Annotated in this window: 30 protein-coding genes; all 30 read left to right on the top strand. The window is 70.9% G+C overall.

Annotation, left to right across the window (positions count from 1 at the left end; translation table 11 throughout):
* The 30 genes from ACIRFL_RS19890 (at position 1) to ACIRFL_RS19745 (ending at position 17,988) form a co-directional block, all read left to right on the top strand.
* Positions 1 to 828: a DUF2303 family protein gene (locus ACIRFL_RS19890; RefSeq protein ID WP_404030010.1), complete on the top strand. Its 828-nt coding sequence runs from the start codon at positions 1 to 3 to the stop codon at positions 826 to 828.
* Positions 829 to 940: 112 nt separating this feature from the next.
* Positions 941 to 3,457: a phage/plasmid primase, P4 family gene (locus ACIRFL_RS19885; protein ID WP_404030008.1), complete on the top strand. Its 2,517-nt coding sequence runs from the start codon at positions 941 to 943 to the stop codon at positions 3,455 to 3,457.
* A gap of 277 nt (positions 3,458 to 3,734) precedes the next feature.
* Entirely contained in the window at positions 3,735 to 4,049 is a 315-nt protein-coding gene (locus tag ACIRFL_RS19880) for a hypothetical protein (protein WP_404030006.1), read from the top strand.
* Positions 4,046 to 4,540: a hypothetical protein gene (locus tag ACIRFL_RS19875; RefSeq protein ID WP_404030004.1), complete on the top strand. Its 495-nt coding sequence runs from the start codon at positions 4,046 to 4,048 to the stop codon at positions 4,538 to 4,540. Before ACIRFL_RS19880 ends, ACIRFL_RS19875 begins: the two co-directional genes overlap by 4 nt.
* Entirely contained in the window at positions 4,537 to 4,737 is a 201-nt protein-coding gene (locus tag ACIRFL_RS19870) for a hypothetical protein (RefSeq protein ID WP_404030002.1), read from the top strand. The genes ACIRFL_RS19875 and ACIRFL_RS19870 overlap by 4 nt, the downstream gene beginning before the upstream one ends.
* Positions 4,734 to 4,925 carry a hypothetical protein gene (locus ACIRFL_RS19865; RefSeq protein ID WP_404030000.1) on the top strand — a complete coding sequence of 64 codons (192 nt, stop codon included), beginning with the start codon at positions 4,734 to 4,736 and terminating at the stop codon, positions 4,923 to 4,925. Before ACIRFL_RS19870 ends, ACIRFL_RS19865 begins: the two co-directional genes overlap by 4 nt.
* Positions 4,922 to 5,119, top strand: a complete 198-nt coding sequence (locus tag ACIRFL_RS19860) for a hypothetical protein (protein ID WP_404029998.1) — start codon at positions 4,922 to 4,924, stop codon at positions 5,117 to 5,119. Before ACIRFL_RS19865 ends, ACIRFL_RS19860 begins: the two co-directional genes overlap by 4 nt.
* Complete coding sequence (locus tag ACIRFL_RS19855; RefSeq protein ID WP_404029996.1) at positions 5,116 to 5,391, top strand: hypothetical protein; 276 nt, start codon at positions 5,116 to 5,118, stop codon at positions 5,389 to 5,391. Before ACIRFL_RS19860 ends, ACIRFL_RS19855 begins: the two co-directional genes overlap by 4 nt.
* The gene (locus ACIRFL_RS19850) at positions 5,388 to 6,032 is read left to right on the top strand and encodes a hypothetical protein (protein WP_404029994.1); all 645 of its coding nucleotides are present in this window, start codon (positions 5,388 to 5,390) and stop codon (positions 6,030 to 6,032) included. Before ACIRFL_RS19855 ends, ACIRFL_RS19850 begins: the two co-directional genes overlap by 4 nt.
* 151 nt (positions 6,033 to 6,183) lie before the next feature.
* A complete protein-coding gene (locus ACIRFL_RS19845) occupies positions 6,184 to 6,456 on the top strand; it encodes a hypothetical protein (RefSeq protein WP_404029992.1) in 273 nt (90 codons plus the stop codon).
* A gap of 17 nt (positions 6,457 to 6,473) precedes the next feature.
* Positions 6,474 to 6,800: a helix-turn-helix domain-containing protein gene (locus ACIRFL_RS19840; protein ID WP_404029990.1), complete on the top strand. Its 327-nt coding sequence runs from the start codon at positions 6,474 to 6,476 to the stop codon at positions 6,798 to 6,800.
* Positions 6,800 to 6,955 carry a hypothetical protein gene (locus tag ACIRFL_RS19835; RefSeq protein ID WP_404029988.1) on the top strand — a complete coding sequence of 52 codons (156 nt, stop codon included), beginning with the start codon at positions 6,800 to 6,802 and terminating at the stop codon, positions 6,953 to 6,955. The genes ACIRFL_RS19840 and ACIRFL_RS19835 overlap by 1 nt, the downstream gene beginning before the upstream one ends.
* Before the next feature lie 9 nt (positions 6,956 to 6,964).
* Complete coding sequence (locus tag ACIRFL_RS19830; RefSeq protein ID WP_404029987.1) at positions 6,965 to 7,480, top strand: hypothetical protein; 516 nt, start codon at positions 6,965 to 6,967, stop codon at positions 7,478 to 7,480.
* Positions 7,477 to 7,797, top strand: a complete 321-nt coding sequence (locus ACIRFL_RS19825) for a hypothetical protein (protein ID WP_404029985.1) — start codon at positions 7,477 to 7,479, stop codon at positions 7,795 to 7,797. The genes ACIRFL_RS19830 and ACIRFL_RS19825 overlap by 4 nt, the downstream gene beginning before the upstream one ends.
* 95 nt (positions 7,798 to 7,892) lie before the next feature.
* Positions 7,893 to 8,093 carry a hypothetical protein gene (locus ACIRFL_RS19820; RefSeq protein ID WP_404029984.1) on the top strand — a complete coding sequence of 67 codons (201 nt, stop codon included), beginning with the start codon at positions 7,893 to 7,895 and terminating at the stop codon, positions 8,091 to 8,093.
* Between the two features lie 28 nt (positions 8,094 to 8,121).
* Positions 8,122 to 8,325, top strand: a complete 204-nt coding sequence (locus ACIRFL_RS19815; protein ID WP_404029982.1) for a hypothetical protein — start codon at positions 8,122 to 8,124, stop codon at positions 8,323 to 8,325.
* A 266-nt stretch (positions 8,326 to 8,591) separates the two neighbouring features.
* Positions 8,592 to 9,185: a hypothetical protein gene (locus ACIRFL_RS19810; protein WP_404029980.1), complete on the top strand. Its 594-nt coding sequence runs from the start codon at positions 8,592 to 8,594 to the stop codon at positions 9,183 to 9,185.
* Positions 9,186 to 9,201: 16 nt separating this feature from the next.
* Positions 9,202 to 9,477, top strand: coding sequence for an HNH endonuclease (locus tag ACIRFL_RS19805; RefSeq protein ID WP_404029978.1), 276 nt, complete (start codon positions 9,202 to 9,204; stop codon positions 9,475 to 9,477).
* Between the two features lie 6 nt (positions 9,478 to 9,483).
* Positions 9,484 to 9,921 (top strand): AAA family ATPase, encoded by a 438-nt coding sequence (locus ACIRFL_RS19800; protein ID WP_404029976.1) that lies wholly within the window; start codon positions 9,484 to 9,486, stop codon positions 9,919 to 9,921.
* A 249-nt stretch (positions 9,922 to 10,170) separates the two neighbouring features.
* Positions 10,171 to 10,449, top strand: coding sequence for a hypothetical protein (locus tag ACIRFL_RS19795; RefSeq protein ID WP_404029974.1), 279 nt, complete (start codon positions 10,171 to 10,173; stop codon positions 10,447 to 10,449).
* Between the two features lie 7 nt (positions 10,450 to 10,456).
* The gene (locus ACIRFL_RS19790) at positions 10,457 to 11,908 is read left to right on the top strand and encodes a terminase (RefSeq protein ID WP_404029972.1); all 1,452 of its coding nucleotides are present in this window, start codon (positions 10,457 to 10,459) and stop codon (positions 11,906 to 11,908) included.
* The gene (locus tag ACIRFL_RS19785; RefSeq protein ID WP_404029970.1) at positions 11,902 to 12,072 is read left to right on the top strand and encodes a hypothetical protein; all 171 of its coding nucleotides are present in this window, start codon (positions 11,902 to 11,904) and stop codon (positions 12,070 to 12,072) included. The genes ACIRFL_RS19790 and ACIRFL_RS19785 overlap by 7 nt, the downstream gene beginning before the upstream one ends.
* Positions 12,069 to 13,391: a phage portal protein gene (locus ACIRFL_RS19780; RefSeq protein WP_404029968.1), complete on the top strand. Its 1,323-nt coding sequence runs from the start codon at positions 12,069 to 12,071 to the stop codon at positions 13,389 to 13,391. Before ACIRFL_RS19785 ends, ACIRFL_RS19780 begins: the two co-directional genes overlap by 4 nt.
* Positions 13,369 to 14,139 carry an HK97 family phage prohead protease gene (locus tag ACIRFL_RS19775; protein WP_404029966.1) on the top strand — a complete coding sequence of 257 codons (771 nt, stop codon included), beginning with the start codon at positions 13,369 to 13,371 and terminating at the stop codon, positions 14,137 to 14,139. The genes ACIRFL_RS19780 and ACIRFL_RS19775 overlap by 23 nt, the downstream gene beginning before the upstream one ends.
* A gap of 71 nt (positions 14,140 to 14,210) precedes the next feature.
* A complete protein-coding gene (locus ACIRFL_RS19770; protein ID WP_404029964.1) occupies positions 14,211 to 15,452 on the top strand; it encodes a phage major capsid protein in 1,242 nt (413 codons plus the stop codon).
* Between the two features lie 63 nt (positions 15,453 to 15,515).
* On the top strand, positions 15,516 to 15,734 hold the full coding sequence (locus ACIRFL_RS19765; protein ID WP_404029962.1) for a hypothetical protein: 219 nt from the start codon (positions 15,516 to 15,518) through the stop codon (positions 15,732 to 15,734).
* Positions 15,735 to 15,746: 12 nt separating this feature from the next.
* Positions 15,747 to 16,307 carry a hypothetical protein gene (locus ACIRFL_RS19760; RefSeq protein ID WP_404029961.1) on the top strand — a complete coding sequence of 187 codons (561 nt, stop codon included), beginning with the start codon at positions 15,747 to 15,749 and terminating at the stop codon, positions 16,305 to 16,307.
* Positions 16,307 to 16,771, top strand: coding sequence for a hypothetical protein (locus tag ACIRFL_RS19755; RefSeq protein WP_404029959.1), 465 nt, complete (start codon positions 16,307 to 16,309; stop codon positions 16,769 to 16,771). Before ACIRFL_RS19760 ends, ACIRFL_RS19755 begins: the two co-directional genes overlap by 1 nt.
* A 26-nt stretch (positions 16,772 to 16,797) precedes the next feature.
* Positions 16,798 to 16,998 (top strand): hypothetical protein, encoded by a 201-nt coding sequence (locus ACIRFL_RS19750; protein WP_404029957.1) that lies wholly within the window; start codon positions 16,798 to 16,800, stop codon positions 16,996 to 16,998.
* 3 nt (positions 16,999 to 17,001) lie between these two features.
* Complete coding sequence (locus ACIRFL_RS19745) at positions 17,002 to 17,988, top strand: phage tail tube protein (RefSeq protein WP_404029955.1); 987 nt, start codon at positions 17,002 to 17,004, stop codon at positions 17,986 to 17,988.
* The last annotated feature ends 3 nt before the right edge of the window (positions 17,989 to 17,991 follow it).

Here is a 17,991-nt window from a genome sequence, read left to right as displayed (position 1 = left end):
GTGACCTACACCGAACGCGCCTCCACCAACGGCGAAGCGCAGACCATCGTCGACACCGCGCTCCGCTCCGCACCGCCGGCCGAGCTGACTCCGGGCAAGGTCTACGCCTTCCACACCCCCAAGGGCGTCGAGCAGATCGACCTCACCGGCGACGGGTACAAGGACCAGCCCAGCCAGAAGCGCGGCACCACCACCGTCCGCGACGGCGAATCCTTCCTGGCCTACTGGGAGAAGCACCACGACAACGCGTCCGAGGTGTACGCCGACAGCGACCGGCTCACCGTCACCGCCGTCCTCGACGCCCACACCGCCGACCGCGCCCGCTGGGCCGGACACCGCCTCCACCTCGCCCTGCGCGAAACCACCGCGTGGAAGCAGTGGCTGCACTCGGACGGCCAGCTGCTGGACCAGGAGGCGTTCGCCGAGTTCCTGGAGGACCACCTCCCCGAACTCCTGGAGCCCTCGGCCGCGGACATGCTGGAAATCGCCCAGTCCTTCCAGGCCGCGCAGAAGGTCGACTTCCAGTCCGCCACCCGACTCACCAGCGGACAGCGGCAGTTCCAGTACGTCGAGACGCAGACCACCAAGGCCGGGCAGAAGGGGCAGCTCACCGTCCCCGAGACCTTCGTCATCGGCCTGGTGCCGTTCGAGGGCAGCGAGGGCTACCGGCTCACCGCCCGACTCCGCTACCGCATCGGGCAGAACGGCCTCCGCCTCGGCTACAAGCTCGAACGCCCGGATGAGATCCGGCGCACCGCATTCGCGGACGTCGTCAAGGCCATCGGCGAACAGATCGACACGGCCGTCATGAACGGCACGCCTGCCTGACCGTCCCCTGTCCGCCCGTCCGCCGCCCTTCCCCACGCCCCTCACATCCACATCCACGGATACGGACGGCAGGCGGCGGGCGGGCCCCGCACAACCCCGAGGAGCACACCCGTTGAGCACCACGCCACCGCCGGACACGCTCACCACCGCACTCGCCTGGCACACCGCCGGCGCGAGCGTCGTCCGGGTGGCCACCGACGGCACCAAGCGGCCACTCGGCGACTGGAAGAACGCCCAGACCGAACGCGCCACCGTCGCCCAACTGCACAGCTGGTTCGCGAGCGGGCACCCTGGCCTCGGCGTCGTCATGGGCGCTGTGTCCGGCGGACTGGAGATGTTCGAGTTCGAAGGCCGCGCCGTCGCCGAGGGCATCGCCCAGGAGTTCAACGAGATCGCCGACGCCTCCGGGCTCGGCGACCTGTGGAACCGCATCAAGTGCGGCTACTGCGACCGCTCCCCCAGCGGCGGAATCCACGTCGTCTGGCGCGTCACCGACGGCCACGTCCGCAGCAACACCAAGCTCGCCGCCCGCCCCGCCCGCCCTGAAGAACTCACCGACCGGGAACGCGACGTCCTCGCCAACCGGCCCGGCAAGGTCTTCCAGCGCGACCTCATCGAGACCCGCGGCGAAGGCGGCCAGTCCGTCATGGCCCCCTCACACGGACCCGTCCACGACACCGGCCACCCCTGGGAACTCCTCGCAGGCAGCCCCGCCACCGTCGCCACCATCACCGCCGACGAACGCGACGCCCTGTTCGACATCGCCCGCATGCTCGACCAGATGCCGCAGGCCCCCGAGCCCACCCCCGGCCCGGCCACCCCGGCAAGCGACGCCGACGCGTTCCTGTTCGGCACCAGCCCAACCCCCGACGGCGGGCTGTCCCCCCTCGACGACTTCGAGCAGCGCACCAGCTGGGCCGACATCCTCAAACCCCACGGCTGGCAGCTCCTCTTCACCTCCGGGCACACCTCCTACTGGCGGCGCCCCGGCAAGACCATCGGCGTCTCCGCCACCACCGGCCGCGACCCCGAGCGCGACCGCCTGTACGTCTTCACCAGCTCAACCGAGTTCACGCCCGAGACCCCCTACACCAAGCCCGGCGCCTACGCCCTCCTCGAACACGGCGGCGACCACTCTGCCGCCGCGAAGGAGCTGCGCCGCCGCCGCTACGGTCAGCGCGCGCCCGAAACCGCCCGGCACCTCGCCGTCGTCCCCAACCCCGCCCCCACCGTCGGCGGCACGGCCGCCCTCCAGGTCGACGAGCACGCCCCGGCCGCCAGCCCCGAGACGTACAGCCGCACCGACGACGGCAACGCGCTGCGCCTGGTCGACCGACACGCTCACGAGATCCGCTACTGTCCCTCACGCGGATGGCTCCTCTGGGACGGCCACCGGTGGGCGTGGGACGAGAGCGGCCACGTCAGCGAACTCGCCCGCGACATCGCCCGCTCCCTGCCCGAAGGCGAAGGCGACCTTCAGCACAAGGCCCGCTCCTTGTCGGCACGCGGCCTCGAATCCATGGTCAAGGTCGCCCGCACCGACCCCCGCATCGTCGCCCCCGTCGCCACCCTCGACGCCCACCCCTGGCAGCTCAACACCCCCGCCGGGGTGGTCGACCTGCGCACCGGCCAGCTCTCATCCCCAGATCCCCAGCAGCTCCACACCAGATCCACAAGCGTCGCCCCCGACGCCGAGGCCGACGCGCCGCGCTTCCGCACCTTCCTCGCCGACACCTTCGGCAACGACCCCGACCTCATCACCTACGTGCAGCGCCTCTTCGGCGTCTCCCTCATCGGTACCGTCCTTGAGCAGCTGCTCCCCTTCGCATTCGGCGAAGGGGCCAACGGCAAGAGCACGCTGGCCGACACCGTGATGCGGCTCGTTGGCATCGGCGAGACCGGCTACGCGATCAGCGCCCCCTCCGAGATGCTGCTCGCTTCGTCCGCGAACAGTCACCCCACCGAGATCGCACGCCTGGCTGGCGCCCGCCTCGTCGTCGCCTCCGAACTCGACGACGGCCAGCGGTTCGCCGAGGCCCGCATCAAGATGCTCACCGGTCGCGACATCATCACCGGCCGGTTCATGCGGCAGGACTTCTTCTCCTTCGCCCCCACGCACACGCTGTGGCTGCTCGGCAACCACCGGCCCGCCGTCCGTACCGGCGGCCCCGCGTTCTGGCGGCGCCTGCGCCTCGTCCCGTTCCTCCACACCGTACCCGAGCACCTTCGCGACACCGGGCTGGAGGAATACCTCGTCGACCGCGAGGGCCCCGCCATCCTCGCCTGGCTGATCCGCGGCGCCGCCGACTACGGCCGCCACGGCCTCACCACCCCGGCCGCCGTCCAGCAGGCAACCGAGGAGTACCAGGGCGAGCAGGACACCATCGCCCGGTTCATCGCCGACATGTGCGTGATCGGCGTGCCCGGCGCGGCAGGGATGCAGACCCCGTCCGGTGCCCTGCGCGGCACCTACGAGGCGTGGTGCCAGCAGGAGGGCGAGGAACCGGTGTCGGCGAAGAAGTTCGCCGCGCAGTTGCAGAAGCCTCCGTACAACGTGCGCTCGGACCGCAATTCCCGGTTCCGTTTCTTCGACGGGATCCAGTTGCGCCACCCGGAGGCGAGCCGCTGATGCGTCACACCTCCAAGCCGATGCGTCATACCCGTCACGCCCTTGATCACGTTACGGACGCCCGTAAGGCGATGCCGGATGACGCATCGAAGCAAGATCATGACGCATTGAATGACGCATCGGACCAGGTGTCATCGCAGGTCATGACGCTTGTGACGCTTGTGACGCTTCAACCCCCGTTCCCCTCTAGTGCGCACGCGCGCACGCGCACGGGCCGTCATGCCGAACTACGCGTCACAAGCGTCATCCATCATCCGATGCGTCACAGGCGGCCCACATGAAACCCACGCCCGCCGAGCACGCAGACGCCTCCGCTCAGACCGTCCGTACCCGCCCGTGCCCCCGCTGCGGAGCCGACACCCTCACCGCCCGCACCGCGGACCGCGTCGCGGCCGTCGACGTCCGCGCCGACCCGGCCCCCGTCGACCCGGCCGCCATCCCGCCGGGACGGCTCGCCTGGTGCCTGGTCCAGCGCGAGCACCTGCCCGCCCGCATCCGGTGGCGCGACCGCTGGCACGCCGCCCGCTGCTCCCATCCCGTCCTCATCGACCACGCCTGCAAGCCCCGACCCGTCCAGGAGACCCTGCTGTGAGCCGATCCAAAGCCAAGGGCACCGCCGCCGAAACCGCGGTCGTCCGCTACCTCCAGGCCGCCGGCTTCGCCCAGGCCGAACGCCGCACCCTCGCCGGCGTCCAGGACCGCGGCGACATCGCCGGCATCCCCGGCGTCGTCATCGAGGTGAAGAACTGCGCCCGGCAGGAACTCCCCGCCTGGGTCGCCGAAGCCGAGATCGAACGCGACAACGACAACGCCACGCTCGGCGTCGTCTGGCACAAGCTCCGCGGCAAGTCCAGCCCGGCCGACTGGTTCGTCACCATGTCCGGCGCCCAGTTCGCGCAGCTGCTGCGCGAGCAGCAGGGCCTGCCCGCCCCGGCCGCCGAGCGCCGAAAACTGCTCACCCTCGCTACGCCCTGTGCGGTCTGCACGCACCCGTTCAACTGGCACGTGGCTGGCGTCTGCCAGTTCGACGATGAGAAGACCCGCTGCGACTGCATCGCCTTCGCCGAGGATGGCGCGGCGTGAGCGAGCAGCCCGCCCGCATCGAGGGCATCCCAGCCGGCCTCACCGCCCGCGGCCTCGACCGCGACCAGACCCCCGTCGCCGACTGGCTGTGCTCCTGCCGCATCCACGAGCGCGCCACCGGACGCGCCGCCGTCGCCCGGCTGCTCGCCCGCGCCCGCATCGGTCACTGCCCCCACTCGGAGGCGAAGACCGCATGAGCACCGACGCCAAGGTTGTCGTCCCCGACGCCGTGCAAGCCGTCCTCGCAGCCGTCATGCAGGAGCACCCTGCCGCCGGCCCCGCCCTGCTCGCTCGCCTCGTCGTCGCCGAACTCCGCGACCTCGGCTGGCACATCACCGCCACCCACCCGACCCGCCCCCGCACACCCGCAGGAGCCACGTCATGACCGCTGTCCTCGCCGTGCTGCTCGCCCTCGCCGCCGGCTGGTGCATCGGCTACCGCACCCGCCCCCAGCCCCGCCGCACATGGACCTGCGCCCGCTGCGACCGCGAAGCCCTTCAAGCCGAGCGCGACCGTTTCGACGAACTCGTGGCCGGCCTCGACCTCGACCTCCCCGACGACCCCCGGAACGCAGCATGACCGACCGCTACACCGCCGACAGCATCAACGACAACGCCCTCGACGCCCTGTACGACGAACGCGACCGTCTCAACTACGAGGTACAGCAGTGGAGGTCGACGTACGGAGAGCACGCCCTCCGGGACACGCTTGCACGCCTCCACCGTGCCGAGGCCGCCGTAGGGCGAGCCCTGAAGCTGGCCACCCGCTGGGCCGTTCTCCGCACCCACGGAGGCGCCGCCGTCGAACTGCGCGCCGCCCTGGCCGAACCCAAGGAGAGCACCACCCCGTGACCTGTGAACTGTGCGGCACCGCGACCAGCGGCTACCTGTGCACCCGGCACCGGGAGCAGCTGGCCGCGAGGCTGGCCGACCTGCCGACCCTGTACGACGAGGTCGGAGAGTGCCTAGTGCCGCGCCGCGGCGGCTGGGGCGAGATCGTCGCCACCCGCGGCGCGGCCGGTCCCCGCTCGCCGATCGACGAGGACGTGCTCGACACGGTGAACTGGGGGCGCGCCGCCGAGGTGATGCGGCTGTGGCGGATCGACGTGCAGCGCGTGCGCTGGCCGCAGCATGCGCCGCCCCCGCCGCCCGCCGACCTGTCTGCGGACTGCCGCTGGCTGGCCATGGAGCTGGAGTGGATCGTCGCCCACTACCCGGGGACCGGCGACCTCGACCGTGAGGTACGCGAGTTGGAGGCGCAGGCCCGGACGATCGTCGGCGACCCGCCGCCGAGGGCGCAGCAGCTCGGAACGTGCGTAGCCGTCACCGACGATCAGGGCGCCGTGTGCGGGGCCGTGATCTCCCGGCTGCCCGGTCAGACCCGGGTGCGCTGCCGGAAGTGCCACACCGTGTACGAATCCGCCCTGGACTGGGCGCAGTTCCAGCACTATCAGCCCGCCCAGTCGGTAGCTCACCCCATGGACATCGTGTAAGCGATGTGCTTTGCTATCCACGTCCACGTCCACGGACGTGGATGACCCGCGAATAGCGAAGGGCCGGGCAGCAGCTCCGGGTGCGCCAACACCCGGGCGATCGCACCGCCCGACCCTCCGACCGAACATCCTGAGTAGAGCAGGAGTCGGCATGACCGATCATTCCGCGCGCCCCGAACGGGCCGCAAGTTCCCCCGCGCCCCGGCGTCTCGTCGCCGCCGGCTATGTGCGCCGCGCACCCCAGCCGCAGACCGAGCCCGGCGACCTCGCCGTCGCTATCCACGTCGGCCAGAAGATGCTCGCCGCCTACGGCGACCCCACTGACTTCGACGTCTTCGCCTACGCCCAGGCACACGGCGCCCTCACCGAAGCCATCCGCATCCTCCTGCGCGCCCTCAACGCCGAGACGGGCGGCGCACGATGAGCCACCCTCCGCTCACCATGACCGAGCGCCGCGCCAAGGTGGCGCAGCTCCTGGCGCACGACCCCGACCTGTCGGCGCGCGCCATCGCCACCCAACTCGGCGTCGGCAAGGACACCATCCGACGGGACATGGACGCCCTGCGCGCCAACGGTGCGCCGCCCGCACCGCAGGACGACGACGTGCTCGTGCTCCGCCTCGACGAGCCGCTGCGCCAGGCCCTCGCCGTCCTGCGCGCCGTGCGCCGCGCACCCGACACGGCGGCGCAGAACCGCGCCGCCGCGCGCGCCGCGATCCGCGCCACCGCCGACGCCGTCCTGGAAGCGCACCCCGAGCTGGCGCGCTGATGGCGCAACCGGTGCTCGCCATCGTCTTCGCGCTCGCCGCCCTCGCGGCCCTGCTCGGCCTCGCCCTGGTCGACCTCCGCACCGTCCCCCCGATCACCGGGACGGCAGCATTCGTACTCACCTGCGCCGCGCTCGCGGTCGCTGTTCTGCGCTGAGGACCCACCTTGAACTACGTCACCTATGGCGGCGTGACCGTCGGAATCTGCATCCTCGTCTGGGACGTCATCCAGTGGTGGCCGGGCCGCAAGCAGTTGCTGAAGGACCCGGTCAAGCACGCCGCCAAGCTGCTGCCCTGGCTGCTGGCGTGGTGCTACGGCGCCCTCACCACCCTCGGCGTCGCCGGACTCATCGGCACCGCATCCAGCTCCATCCTCGGCCTGTCCAACTGGCTCGGGGACGCAGCCCTGCTCTGGGGCGTCGGGGAGCAGCCCGGCCAGCTCGCCGCCCGCGAGACGTTCACCCCGCTGTCCGGGCCCGGGGCCTGCATCGTGCTGATCATGACCGCCGGGCTCATCGCCGCCATGAAGAAGGCGAGCGATGAGACACGCGGCGAGCTGAAGCGCGGCGTGTGGTGCGGCATCACCCTCGGGACCAGCGCGGGCGTGGCGGGGTTCGCCGCCGTGCCGCTCGCGCTCGCCGCGAACTGGCTCGGCGACAACACCTTCGGGCGGATCGGATGAGCGCCGCGATAGAGCCCGAGGAACAGCCGTCCCGGGCGGCTGGGGCGTGCGTCCTGGTCGTCCTCGGCGGCGCCGCGGTCGGGGTCGCGTTCGCGGTCGACGAGGCGGCCGGCGTGCTCCTGGTCGTCGTCGCCGGGGCCGTGGCCCTGTACCGGTCGGCGCGGCGTATGTCCGATTCGCGCACCACTCCCCCACCGTCCCTCTCAGGCGACGTTTACGCAGCTCACAGCGACGAAATCGACCGCATCCAAGAGGGGCCGGGGGAGGGGTTGACGATCTTGTATCCGAAGCCTGCCGACAGGGAGGTGAACCGGTGATCCTGCGCGTCCTCACCCGCCTCTACGAGTACTGCCCGCAGTGCGGTTGGTGGACCCGGCCCCACTGCGGCCACTGACACAAGAGGATGACCCCCATGGCCATTGAAGTGATCCGCGACAACGGCGGCGACGGCGATTACACGGAGCTGGTCCCCGACACAGCACCGCCCGCCGAGCCCGACGACATGCCCGTTCCAGAGCCGTCGGGCGGCTACTCGGCTGAGCCGCCGTTCCGCCCGGCACCGGACTGGCACGACCCGGACCTCGACTTCGTCCTGGAGCCGCGCCACTGGTGAACGAGGCGAGCCGGGGCATCATGGGACCATGGAGTCCCAGCTCATCCGCCCCGGCCACTACACCGCCACCCAGGCCCGCCAGGTCCTCGGCGATATCAGCGCCGGCGCCCTCCGCAACCTCGTCTACCGCGGCCGACTCGCCCGGTCCGGCGGCACCGACCGCTACCCGTACTACGCCGTCGCGGACGTCAACGCCCTCGCCGCCGAACGCGAACAGCGCGCCGCCGCTTGACCGCAGGTCAGACACTGTGTGACGATCGCCGTGGACAACTGTGCCCACACCAGGCACCACAGACACACGACAGAGCCCCGGACCGGACCACCGGCCGGGGCTTCGTCGTGTCCGTCCGCCGCCCGGCGCAGCAGGGCTGGAGGCGGCCCGCGGGAGGCGGCAGCGCCCGGCGGCGGACCCCAACGTCACAACACAGCCACACCGCCCACACACGCCCCTCACCCGGCGCATGATGCCCCCTCAGACCAGAACACCCTGGGGGGACCATGAACACCCGCACAGCCGCCTGCACAGCCCTACTCGCCCTCGCAGCGCTCACAGCCAGCTGCAGCAGCAACAGCAGCGACGACAAGGCACAGAGCAAGCCCAGCAAGACCACCAGCAGCACCCAAGCCAAGCCGACCGCAACCCCCACGCCCGGACCGCTCAAGTTCGGCACCGGCTGGCACTGGACCGACAAGGACGAAGACGGCAAGCCCATCAGTGGCACCACCACCGTCCTCAGCTACACCCAGCCCGCCAAGGACGTCGGACTCACCCCAGACGCCGCCGACTCCAAAGACCCCGAGTGGGCCGTCCTCGAAGTCAAGGTCTGCACAGACGCCAAGAGCAGCGCCGTGACCGTCTCCCAAGGCCCCTGGGCCCTCGGTTTCCCGGACGACACACGTCTGGACGCCCCCAGCTACAGCGGCTACGGCGTCCCCAAGCCCGAGTACGCCGCGCACGGCGCCACCGTGAACCCAGGTGACTGCCTCCGCGGGAAGATCACCTTCGACGTAGAACACGGCACCCGACCCGTCAGCATCGTCTACGGCGCCGCAGACCGCGACACCGTCGAGTGGGCCGTCCCCAAGGCATAGAGCGGAGGTGGCGCCCGTGGCCGGCAACCCGCGCAACGGGCGCCCCTACCGCCGCCTCGTCGACTGGCTCCGCGCCCAACGCCTCCCCTGCTGGATCTGCGGCCACAACATCGGCTACGACCTGGACGCCCGGCACCCGCTGTCCTTCACCCTCGACCACGAGGTGCCGCTGTCCCGCGGCGGCAGCCTGCTCGACCGGGCCAACGCCCGCGCCGCGCACCGGCGGTGCAACTCGGCGCGCGGCAATCGCACCACGCCGAGACGGCCACAGCGAGCCTCACGGAGGTGGTGACGCGCCGTGCTTTTCGTGATCACCGGCCCCCCGGCCGCAGGTAAGAGCAGTTGGATCGAGGCGCACGCCAAGCCGGCCGACATCGTCATCGACCTGGACCGCATCACCGGCGCCCTCACCGGGCCGGGCGCACCGGCCTGGAGCCAGCATCCGCTGCACCTGCGCGTCGCCCACCGCGCCCGGTACGCCGCCATGGACGAGGCGTTCCAGCTCCTCGACCAGCTCGACGTCTACCTGATCCACACCATGCCCAACACCCGCGCCATGGCCAAGTACAAGCGGCTGAAGGCACGCATCGTGGTCGTGGATCCAGGCCGAGAGATCGTCATGCAGCGCATCAAGGCGATGCGGGCTCCGGAGATGGAGCGCGTCGCCACCCGCTGGTACAACGCCCGCCGACGCCTCCCCCAGCAGGCGATGCCGCAAGCCTCCCGGTCCTGGTGACCATCGGTCACATCTGGTGAAGACAGCCTCCCAACCGGCCCCTGCCAGGGCCGACGCGCGACCCGATCACGGTTGGCCGGGCGGAGAGTGAGTCGAAAGTTCGGCGCAGGACCGGGCGACCCAAACGCCCTTGTCGCCCGATTTTTTGCGCGGCCCGATCCGGTCGCTAATCACCGCGAACTGAGTTGGACCGAATTAGCGGACCGTCACCCTGCGTGACGTGACGCTGCGTCACCACCGGGGGTGATCATGGGCGACGTCCGAGACAAGATCGCCGCCGAGATCGAACAGCTCCGAGCGGACGAGACCTCACCCGGCCTCGCCCAAGTCGCTGTCCGGCTCGCCGAGTCCATGGACAACGACGGCGGGCTGACCGGCCTGGCGAACGCGGCGACTGCACTGCGCTCCGTGATGACCGAGCTGCGCAAGCTCGCTCCCGTCGAGTCGAAGGGGGACGCGGTCGATGACATTGCTCAGCAGCGAGCCAAGCGCCGGGCCGCAGCCCTCGAACAGGCCGCAGGAGACTGACGGCCCTGTGTACGGCTGGCAGGCGCCGCCGATCCAGATCGCTCCTGCGGCGGCGTCGACCGCCGGGCAGGAGGCCATCGACCTCGCCGCGCGGGCGGGCCTGCAGCTGGACCCGTGGCAGCAGCACGTGCTGCGGGTCGGGATGGGCGAGCGTCCGGACGGTCGTTGGGCCGCGTTCGAGGTCGCCTTCAACGTCCCGCGCCAGAACGGCAAGGGCGGGATCATCGAGGCCCGTGAGCTGTGGGGCCTGTTCATCGGCGGCGAGGAACTGATCCTCCACTCGGCGCATGAGTTCAAGACGGCGAAGAACGCGTTCAGGCGGATCGAGCGTCTGATCCGGCAGACCCCTGACCTGCACAAACGCGTGAAGACGTACCGGCAGACCGTGGGCGAGGAAGGCATCGAGCTGCACACCGGGCAGCTGCTGCGGTTCATCGCCCGCAGCAAGGGTTCCGGGCGTGGCTTCACCGGCTGGTGCAACATCATGGACGAGGACATGATCCTCGGTGACCCCGAGATGGACGCCCTGATGCCCACCATGGCGGCCGTTCCGGACCCTCAGGTCTGGTATGCGGGCAGTGCCGGTATCGGCGCCCCGTCCGTCCAGCTGGGGCGGTTGCGGCGGCGTGCGCTCGCCGCGATCGAGACGGGCACGCCGGATCCGTCGCTGGCCTACATGGAGTGGTCGGCAGACCCGCACGTCGATGAGTGCCCGGCCGACTGCACCGCCCACGACGACCCCGAGTCCGACGACGCGGTACTGAAGTCCAACCCGGGCGTCGGCTACCGGCTCACGCTGGAGAAGATCGCGCGCGAGCGGGCGACGCTCAGCGCCGCCGGCTACGCGAGGGAGAGGCTGGGCGTGGGCGACTACCCGTCCGACGAGGCCGACACGTGGCAGGTCATCGGTGAGGACGCGTGGCGGGCCCTGGCGGCCCCTGAGTCCACGCCGTCGGACCCGGTGGCGTTCGCCATCGAGATGACCCCGGAGCGGTCGCACGCGGCTATCTGCGTGGCCGGGGAGTGGCGGGGCGGTACGCACGTCGAGGTCGTAGAGCACCGGCCCGGTACGGGCTGGATCCTGGACCGGGCGGCCGAGCTGCACGAGCGGTGGAAGCCGCGGTGCTGGGTGGTCGACGGCGGCGGGCCGGCCGGGTCGCTGATCCCTGATCTCCAGGAGCGCCTGGGGGTTGAGGTGGTGCAGCCCAAGACGCGGGAAGTCGCGCAGGCGTGCGGCCAGTTCTTCGACGCGGTCGCCGAGCAGGCCCTGTCCCATCTCGACCAGGCGCCGCTCGCCGCCGCGCTGGCGGGCGCGCAGAAGCGTCCTCTCGGGGACGCTTGGGCGTGGGCGCGGCGGATCGTCTCCGTGGACATCAGCCCGCTGGGGGGCGCCACGTTCGCCCGGTGGGGGCTGTCAGCTGAGGTCGAGGAGACGGAGGAGGTGCCGGAGGTATGGTGACGCGCCTCGTTCTGCACGTGCTGGAGGTCGTGTTCGTCCTCGCGCTGCTGCTGGGTGTGGGTCTGTGGTCTGTGCCCGCTGCGCTGGTCCTGGCCGGTGTGCTGGGCGTGGTCGCGGTGGAACGGACCTTGGCGGGCCCGCCGCGTAAGGGGGCCCGGCCGTGAGCCTGTTCGGGCTGTTCGAGCGGCGGGCATCGTCGTTGGAGAACCCCGCCGTCCCGCTCACGGATGCGGTCCTGGCTGAGATCTTCGGCGGCCCCCGCTCCGATGCCGGCGTGCAGGTCTCGGAGGAGACGTCGCTGCGCACGCCCACTGTGTGGCGGGCTGTGGCCGTGATCGCCGGTGTGTCGGCCGCTCTGCCGCTGCACGTGTACAAGTCGGGCAGCCGGGACCGTGTCACGGTGCCGCTGCTGGAGGACCCGCACCCGGAGCTGACGCCGCTGGAGCTGTGGCGGCTGGTCAACGTGTACCGGGTGCTGTGGGGCAACGGCTACGTGCAGAAGCTCCGTAACCAGGTGGGGCAGGTCAAGGAGCTGTGGCCGGTCGCCGCGGAACGGGTGGACGTCAAGCGGCAGAAGCCGAGCCCGGACAACCCGACGGGCAAGTGGTTCTTCGCCACGGACGACTGGGGTGTCCTGCACGCGCTGACGCCCCGGGAGATGATGCACCTGCCCGGCCTGGGCATCGACGGGCTGAAGGGCCTGTCCCCGATCGCCATGGCCCGTCAGGGCATCGGCCTGGCGCAGGCCGCGGAGAAGGGCGCAGCCAAGCTGTTCGGCCGCGGCAATGTCCTGTCCGGTGTGCTGGAGACCGAGCAGAAGCTGAACGCCGAGCAGGCCCACGCGCTCAAGTCCCGGTTCCAGGCGAAGCTGTCCGGCATCGACAACTTCCAGGAGATCGCCGTCCTGGACGCGGGCGCCGCGTTCAAGCCGGTGACGATGCCGCTGAAGGACGCCCAGTTTCTGGAGTCGCGGGAGTTCCAGATCCCGGAGATCGCCCGCATGTTCGGCGTGCCGCTGTTCCTGCTCATGGAGACGGCGAAGTCCACCAGCTGGGGGACGGGCCTGGAGCAGCAGGCGCAGGGCTGGATCACGTTCGACCTCACTCCGACGTGGCTGGCGCCGACGGAGCAGCGCATCAGCAAGGAGCTGCTGCCCGCCGGGCAGTACGCGCACTACGCGGTGCAGGGCCTGCTGCGCGGCGACAGCTCGGCGCGGGCGACGTTCTACCGGGCGATGCGGGATACGGGCGTCATGTCCGCCAACGACATCCGCGCGCTGGAGGAACTGCCCCCGATCCCGGGGCCCGAGGGCGACACCTACCTGCAGCCGACGTACATGGCCCCGCTGGGGTCCAACCCTCTGGCCGACGACGGCGGGGCTCTGCCCGCCCGTGCGGCTGCCCTGATGGCCGAGGCGCGGCGCCTGCTGGCCCTTCACGCCGACCAAGGAGGCAATCACGATGCCGACGATGACCGGCGCTGAGGAGCGGCGCCGACTGGCCCTGTCCGCCGCCGACGTGGCGATCCGGGCGACCGACGGGGGCGAGCGCTTCGGCGGATACGCGTCCGTGTTCAACTCCCGCACCGCCATTGGCAATCCGCTGCGGTGGGGCTTCTACGAGGAGATCGCACCGGGCGCGTTCACCAAGACGCTGTCCGAGGGCGACGCGCGGATGCTCATCGACCACGACTCGTACTACGTCGTGTCGCGGACGTCAGCCGGCACGCTCGACCTCGCCGAGGACGACAAGGGCCTGTCCGTCGACTCCGCGCTGGACGGCGAGCTGTCGTATGTGCGGGACCTGAAGGCGAACCTGCGCAACCGCAACATCACCGGCATGAGCTTCGGGTTCTACGTCATCAAGGACGAATGGAACACCGAGACGATCGAGGTGGAGGGCGCCGACCCGGTCGAGGTCGACGTCCGCATCATCCGCGAGGTGCGCCTCGTCGAGGTGTCCGCGGTGACCTTCCCTGCCTACCCCGAGACCGAGGCCGAGCTGAAGGCCGTGGCCCGGGCGCTGGACCGGCGCGGCGAGTACGCCGCTGTCGAGGCCCGCGCCCGGTACCGGCCCGAGCTGCTGGACCTGGTGCACATCGACCGCGAGCCGGGGGAGTCCACTCGCGGCACGGGCAAGCCGGCTGAGCCGGCGGTGTCCACTCAGCCCGCGGGGCTGCCTGTGTCGATGCGCATGAACGCGCTGGCTGCCCGCTACGGGCTCCCGCGCTGACCTACCCAATCATCCCGTCAGCCCCGCCCGCAGCGGGGCTGTCTGGCGTGCCGTGAAAGGACACAGACGCCATGAGCACTCTGCTCACCCGGGCCCTGGAGAAGCGGGCCAACATCTGGTCCCAGATGCAGGAGATTCAGTCCCGCGCCGAGACCGAGAACCGCGACGCGCTGACCGCCGAGGAGCGCGAGACCTGGGACCGCATGGAGGCCGAGCTGACCGGCCTGTCCTCGGACATCGAGCGCATGGAGCGCGCGGCCCGCATGGACGCCGTGCAGCGCGACCAGGCCGTCGTCACCACCGCCGGCGGTGACAGCGAGGGCCGTGACGGGGACCAGGACGCTGCTTACCGCGACGCGTTCGGCCGGTTCATCCGCCGGGGCATGTCCGCCCTGTCCAACGAGCAGCGTGAGCTGATGCTCGCCAACCACTCGGAGATCCGTGCGGCGGCCACGTCGCCGGGCAGCGCGGGCGGCTACTTCATCCCGACCGACACCCTCAACAAGATCACCGAGACGATGAAGGTCTACGGTGGTCTACTCTCCGAGGTCAACGTCATCACCACGGCGTCGGGCAACACGCTGAACTGGCCGACCAACGACGACACCGCGAACGTCGGCGCGATCCTCACGGAGAACACCCAGGTCACCGAGCAGGACGTCACCCTGGGGCAGAAGGACCTCGGCGCGTACACGTACACGTCGAAGATGATCCGTGCTTCCCTCGCCCTGCTCCAGGACTCGGCGTTCGACACGGAGGGGTTCATCGCCCGCAAGCTGGGCGAGCGGATCGGCCGCGCGGTCGCCGCGCACCTGGCCACCGGCACGGGCACCAACCAGCCGGAGGGCCTGTTCACCAACGCCACCGCGGGCAAGACCGGCGCGGCCGGTCAGACCACGTCGATCGTCTACGACGACCTGATCGACCTTCAGCACTCCGTTGACCCCGCCTACCGCGGCACCGCCCGGTGGGCGACCTCGGACTCCGGGCTGAAGGTCATCCGGAAGCTGAAGGACGACCAGGGCCGCCCGCTGTGGGAGCCGTCGCTGCAGGCCGGTCTCCCGTCCACGCTGCTGGGCGCCCCGGTGGTCGTCGACAACGGGATCGCCGCCCCGGCGGCCGGCGCCGCCTCGGTCGGCTTCGGTGACCTCCGTGCGGCCTACGTCGCCCGGCAGGTCGCCGGCGGTCAGATGATGCGGCTGGAGGAGCGGTACGCCGACTACCTCCAGGTCGGCTTCCTCGGCTTCCTGCGCTTCGACGGCACCCCCGACGACGGCGCCGCGTTCCGCGTGTACAAGCACCCCGCGACCTGATCCGCCCGACCCGGCGGCCCCCGGCCACCAGCTGGGGGCCGCCCCTTTTGGAAGGAGGAGCGGATGCCGCGCATCCGAGTCCTGCAGTCCGTCGGCGGCCTGGACTTCTCCTGGAAGGCCGGGCAGGTCGTGGAGGTCGACGCCGCCACGGCCGCGGCGTGGGCCGACGGCGAGCGCGCCGTGCTGGTCGACGAGCCCAAGCCGCAGGCCGGCGCCGAGAAGGCCGCGGCCCGCTCCCGTGGCGGCGGCCGCGGCAAGCGGGCCGAGACCCGCGACGCGTGACGGGCTGGTGTCATGTCGCTGATCTCGCTGGAAGAGGCCAAGCAGCAGCTCGACATCGAGTCCGATGCCAGCGACGCCGAGCTGCGCGTGTACGTGGATGCGCTGGACGCGGTCATTGAGGGCATCGTGGGGCCGGTCGCGAACCGGACCGTGACCGAGGTCGTCGACGGCAGCGGTCCCGTGCTGTGCCTGCGGCAGGTCCCCGCCGTGTCGCTGACGTCCGCAACGCCGGTGCTGACGAACGGCACAGCCCTGGATGTGTCCGGGCTGCACCTGGACGGCGCCACCGGCATCGTGCGGCGCCTGGACGGCGGCTGCTTCCGCGGCGGCCCGTGGACGTTCGCCTACGTCGCCGGCCGGGGGGATGCGGCATTGGCCACGATCAACCTGGCTGCGCGGATCCTGCTGCAACACCTGTGGCGTACCCAGTACGGGGCATCCCGCGGGCTGGCCGGGGTCGGGGGCGCCGACGACTTCAACGTCACGGAGCCCGTCCCCGGCTACGGCTACGCGATCCCCAACCGGGTGCTCCAGCTCCTGGAGCCGTACAAGGCGCCGCCGGGGGTGGCGTGATGACGTCCTCCCGTGTCCCGGCCGCGGTCGACGCGCTGCTGGCGATCCTGCGGGCCTCCCCTGCGCTGGAGGGGATCCGGATCGTCGACGGCCCGGAGGCCGTGAACCTCACCGACAAGCACCGCATCCACGTGGGCTGGCAGCCTGGCGACAGCGCGGCCGTGTCGCTGGAGCAGTCCTGGAACGCGGCCGGGGCCCGTACCCGCGACGAAGCGTTCTCGATCTCCTGCTACGCCGAGTCCCGGTCGGGCGACAAGGACATGGCCGTCCGCCGCGCGAAGGTCTTCGAGATCGTCGCGGCCGTCGAGCAGGCCCTGCGCGCCACGAACGAAGCCCCCGAGGCTCCGACTTTGAACGGCACCGTCCTGTGGGCGGAGCTGACCGCCGGCGACCTCACGCAGGCACAGAGCGAGGGCAGCATCGCGGGGCTCGCGTTCACGGTGACCTGCCAGGCCCGTATCTGATCCACCCCACCCTGAGGAGTTCTGCCATGGCGCGTGTGCGCTATCTGGGGCCCGAGCAGGTGACCGTGCCCGAGCTGGGCCGCACTGTCGAGCCCGACGAGATCGTCGAAGTCCCCGACGACCGGTACGAGGGCTACGTCTGCCAGCCGACGAACTGGGAGCCGATCGAGGAGCCCGGCGCGGCGAAGAAGAAGACCGCGGCCAAGCAGCTGCACAAGGAGGGCTGAGCGATGGCGATCGGATCCGGACTCGGCGCCCAGATGGGCATCGCGGCCGAGTCGACCTACGGCACGTTCGTCGCGCCGACCAGGTTCATCGAGTTCACCAAGGAGAGCCTGGCTCTCAAGAAGACCACCGCCCAGTCCGCGGGGATCGCGTCCGGCCGGCTGCTGCCGCTGTCGTCGCGGCGCGTGGTCACCCGGCGCGAGGGCTCCGGGTCCGTCGACCTGGAGATCGCCAACAAGGGCATGGGCCTGCTGCTGCAGGCGTGGATGGGCACGACCGTCACGCCGGTGCAGCAGGCGACGACGCCCGCCTACCTGCAGACCCACACCCTGGCCAGCGTCGCCGGCAAGTCGCTGACGATCCAGAAGGGCGTGCCGCTCACCAGCGGTGCGGTCACGGACAAGACGTTCGTGGGCTGCAAGGTCACGTCGGGTGAGCTGTCGTGCGGTGTGGGCGAGATGCTGACCGGCACGTTCGAGTTCGACGCGAAGGACTGCGACGAGAGCCAGGTCCTCGCCGCGGCCTCGTACTCGAACATGTCGCCGTTCCACTTCGGGCAGATGGCGCTGAAGACCGGCGTGTTCGGCTCCGAGGCTGCGCTGGACGGCATCCGCAAGGTCTCGGTGAAGATCGAGCGTCCACAGGATGTGGAGCGTTTCTACGCGAACCAGTCGGCTCTGAAGAAGGAGCCGATCGAGAACGACCAGGTCAAGATCACGGGCACGCTGGAGACGGACTACACAGCGACGACCCTGGACGACCTGCACACCTCGGACGGCGCGACCAGCCTCGTCTGGGAGTTCGTGGGCCCGAACATCGCGTCGACCTACTTCGAGACGTTCCGGGTCACCCTGCCCGCGGTCAAGCTCGACGAGGGCCCGCCCGTGGTCGACGGGTTCGGCGTGGTGAAGCCCAGCTTCACCTTCACCGGCCTGTACGACGGCACCAACCAGCCGAAGATCGAGTACCTGAGCACCGACACCACGGTGTAACGG

The organism is Streptomyces sp. NPDC102462 (genome assembly GCF_044765425.1).
GTDB lineage: Bacteria > Actinomycetota > Actinomycetes > Streptomycetales > Streptomycetaceae > Streptomyces.
This window is presented reverse-complemented; position numbering and strand designations above follow the sequence as displayed.

What these genes read in the sequence shown, in the direction of transcription:
- ACIRFL_RS19840 (WP_404029990.1), top strand. Translation starts at nt 6,474, where the DNA reads ATGACCGAGCGCCGCGCCAAGGTGGCGCAGCTCCTGGCGCACGACCCC.
- ACIRFL_RS19765 (WP_404029962.1), top strand. Translation starts at nt 15,516, where the DNA reads ATGCCGCGCATCCGAGTCCTGCAGTCCGTCGGCGGCCTGGACTTCTCC.
- ACIRFL_RS19775 (WP_404029966.1), top strand. Translation starts at nt 13,369, where the DNA reads ATGCCGACGATGACCGGCGCTGAGGAGCGGCGCCGACTGGCCCTGTCC.
- ACIRFL_RS19760 (WP_404029961.1), top strand. Translation starts at nt 15,747, where the DNA reads ATGTCGCTGATCTCGCTGGAAGAGGCCAAGCAGCAGCTCGACATCGAG.
- ACIRFL_RS19795 (WP_404029974.1), top strand. Translation starts at nt 10,171, where the DNA reads ATGGGCGACGTCCGAGACAAGATCGCCGCCGAGATCGAACAGCTCCGA.
- ACIRFL_RS19770 (WP_404029964.1), top strand. Translation starts at nt 14,211, where the DNA reads ATGAGCACTCTGCTCACCCGGGCCCTGGAGAAGCGGGCCAACATCTGG.
- ACIRFL_RS19865 (WP_404030000.1), top strand. Translation starts at nt 4,734, where the DNA reads ATGAGCACCGACGCCAAGGTTGTCGTCCCCGACGCCGTGCAAGCCGTC.
- ACIRFL_RS19755 (WP_404029959.1), top strand. Translation starts at nt 16,307, where the DNA reads ATGACGTCCTCCCGTGTCCCGGCCGCGGTCGACGCGCTGCTGGCGATC.
- ACIRFL_RS19815 (WP_404029982.1), top strand. Translation starts at nt 8,122, where the DNA reads ATGGAGTCCCAGCTCATCCGCCCCGGCCACTACACCGCCACCCAGGCC.
- ACIRFL_RS19825 (WP_404029985.1), top strand. Translation starts at nt 7,477, where the DNA reads ATGAGCGCCGCGATAGAGCCCGAGGAACAGCCGTCCCGGGCGGCTGGG.
- ACIRFL_RS19860 (WP_404029998.1), top strand. Translation starts at nt 4,922, where the DNA reads ATGACCGCTGTCCTCGCCGTGCTGCTCGCCCTCGCCGCCGGCTGGTGC.
- ACIRFL_RS19880 (WP_404030006.1), top strand. Translation starts at nt 3,735, where the DNA reads ATGAAACCCACGCCCGCCGAGCACGCAGACGCCTCCGCTCAGACCGTC.
- ACIRFL_RS19855 (WP_404029996.1), top strand. Translation starts at nt 5,116, where the DNA reads ATGACCGACCGCTACACCGCCGACAGCATCAACGACAACGCCCTCGAC.
- ACIRFL_RS19835 (WP_404029988.1), top strand. Translation starts at nt 6,800, where the DNA reads ATGGCGCAACCGGTGCTCGCCATCGTCTTCGCGCTCGCCGCCCTCGCG.
- ACIRFL_RS19745 (WP_404029955.1), top strand. Translation starts at nt 17,002, where the DNA reads ATGGCGATCGGATCCGGACTCGGCGCCCAGATGGGCATCGCGGCCGAG.
- ACIRFL_RS19785 (WP_404029970.1), top strand. Translation starts at nt 11,902, where the DNA reads ATGGTGACGCGCCTCGTTCTGCACGTGCTGGAGGTCGTGTTCGTCCTC.
- ACIRFL_RS19810 (WP_404029980.1), top strand. Translation starts at nt 8,592, where the DNA reads ATGAACACCCGCACAGCCGCCTGCACAGCCCTACTCGCCCTCGCAGCG.
- ACIRFL_RS19750 (WP_404029957.1), top strand. Translation starts at nt 16,798, where the DNA reads ATGGCGCGTGTGCGCTATCTGGGGCCCGAGCAGGTGACCGTGCCCGAG.
- ACIRFL_RS19820 (WP_404029984.1), top strand. Translation starts at nt 7,893, where the DNA reads ATGGCCATTGAAGTGATCCGCGACAACGGCGGCGACGGCGATTACACG.
- ACIRFL_RS19845 (WP_404029992.1), top strand. Translation starts at nt 6,184, where the DNA reads ATGACCGATCATTCCGCGCGCCCCGAACGGGCCGCAAGTTCCCCCGCG.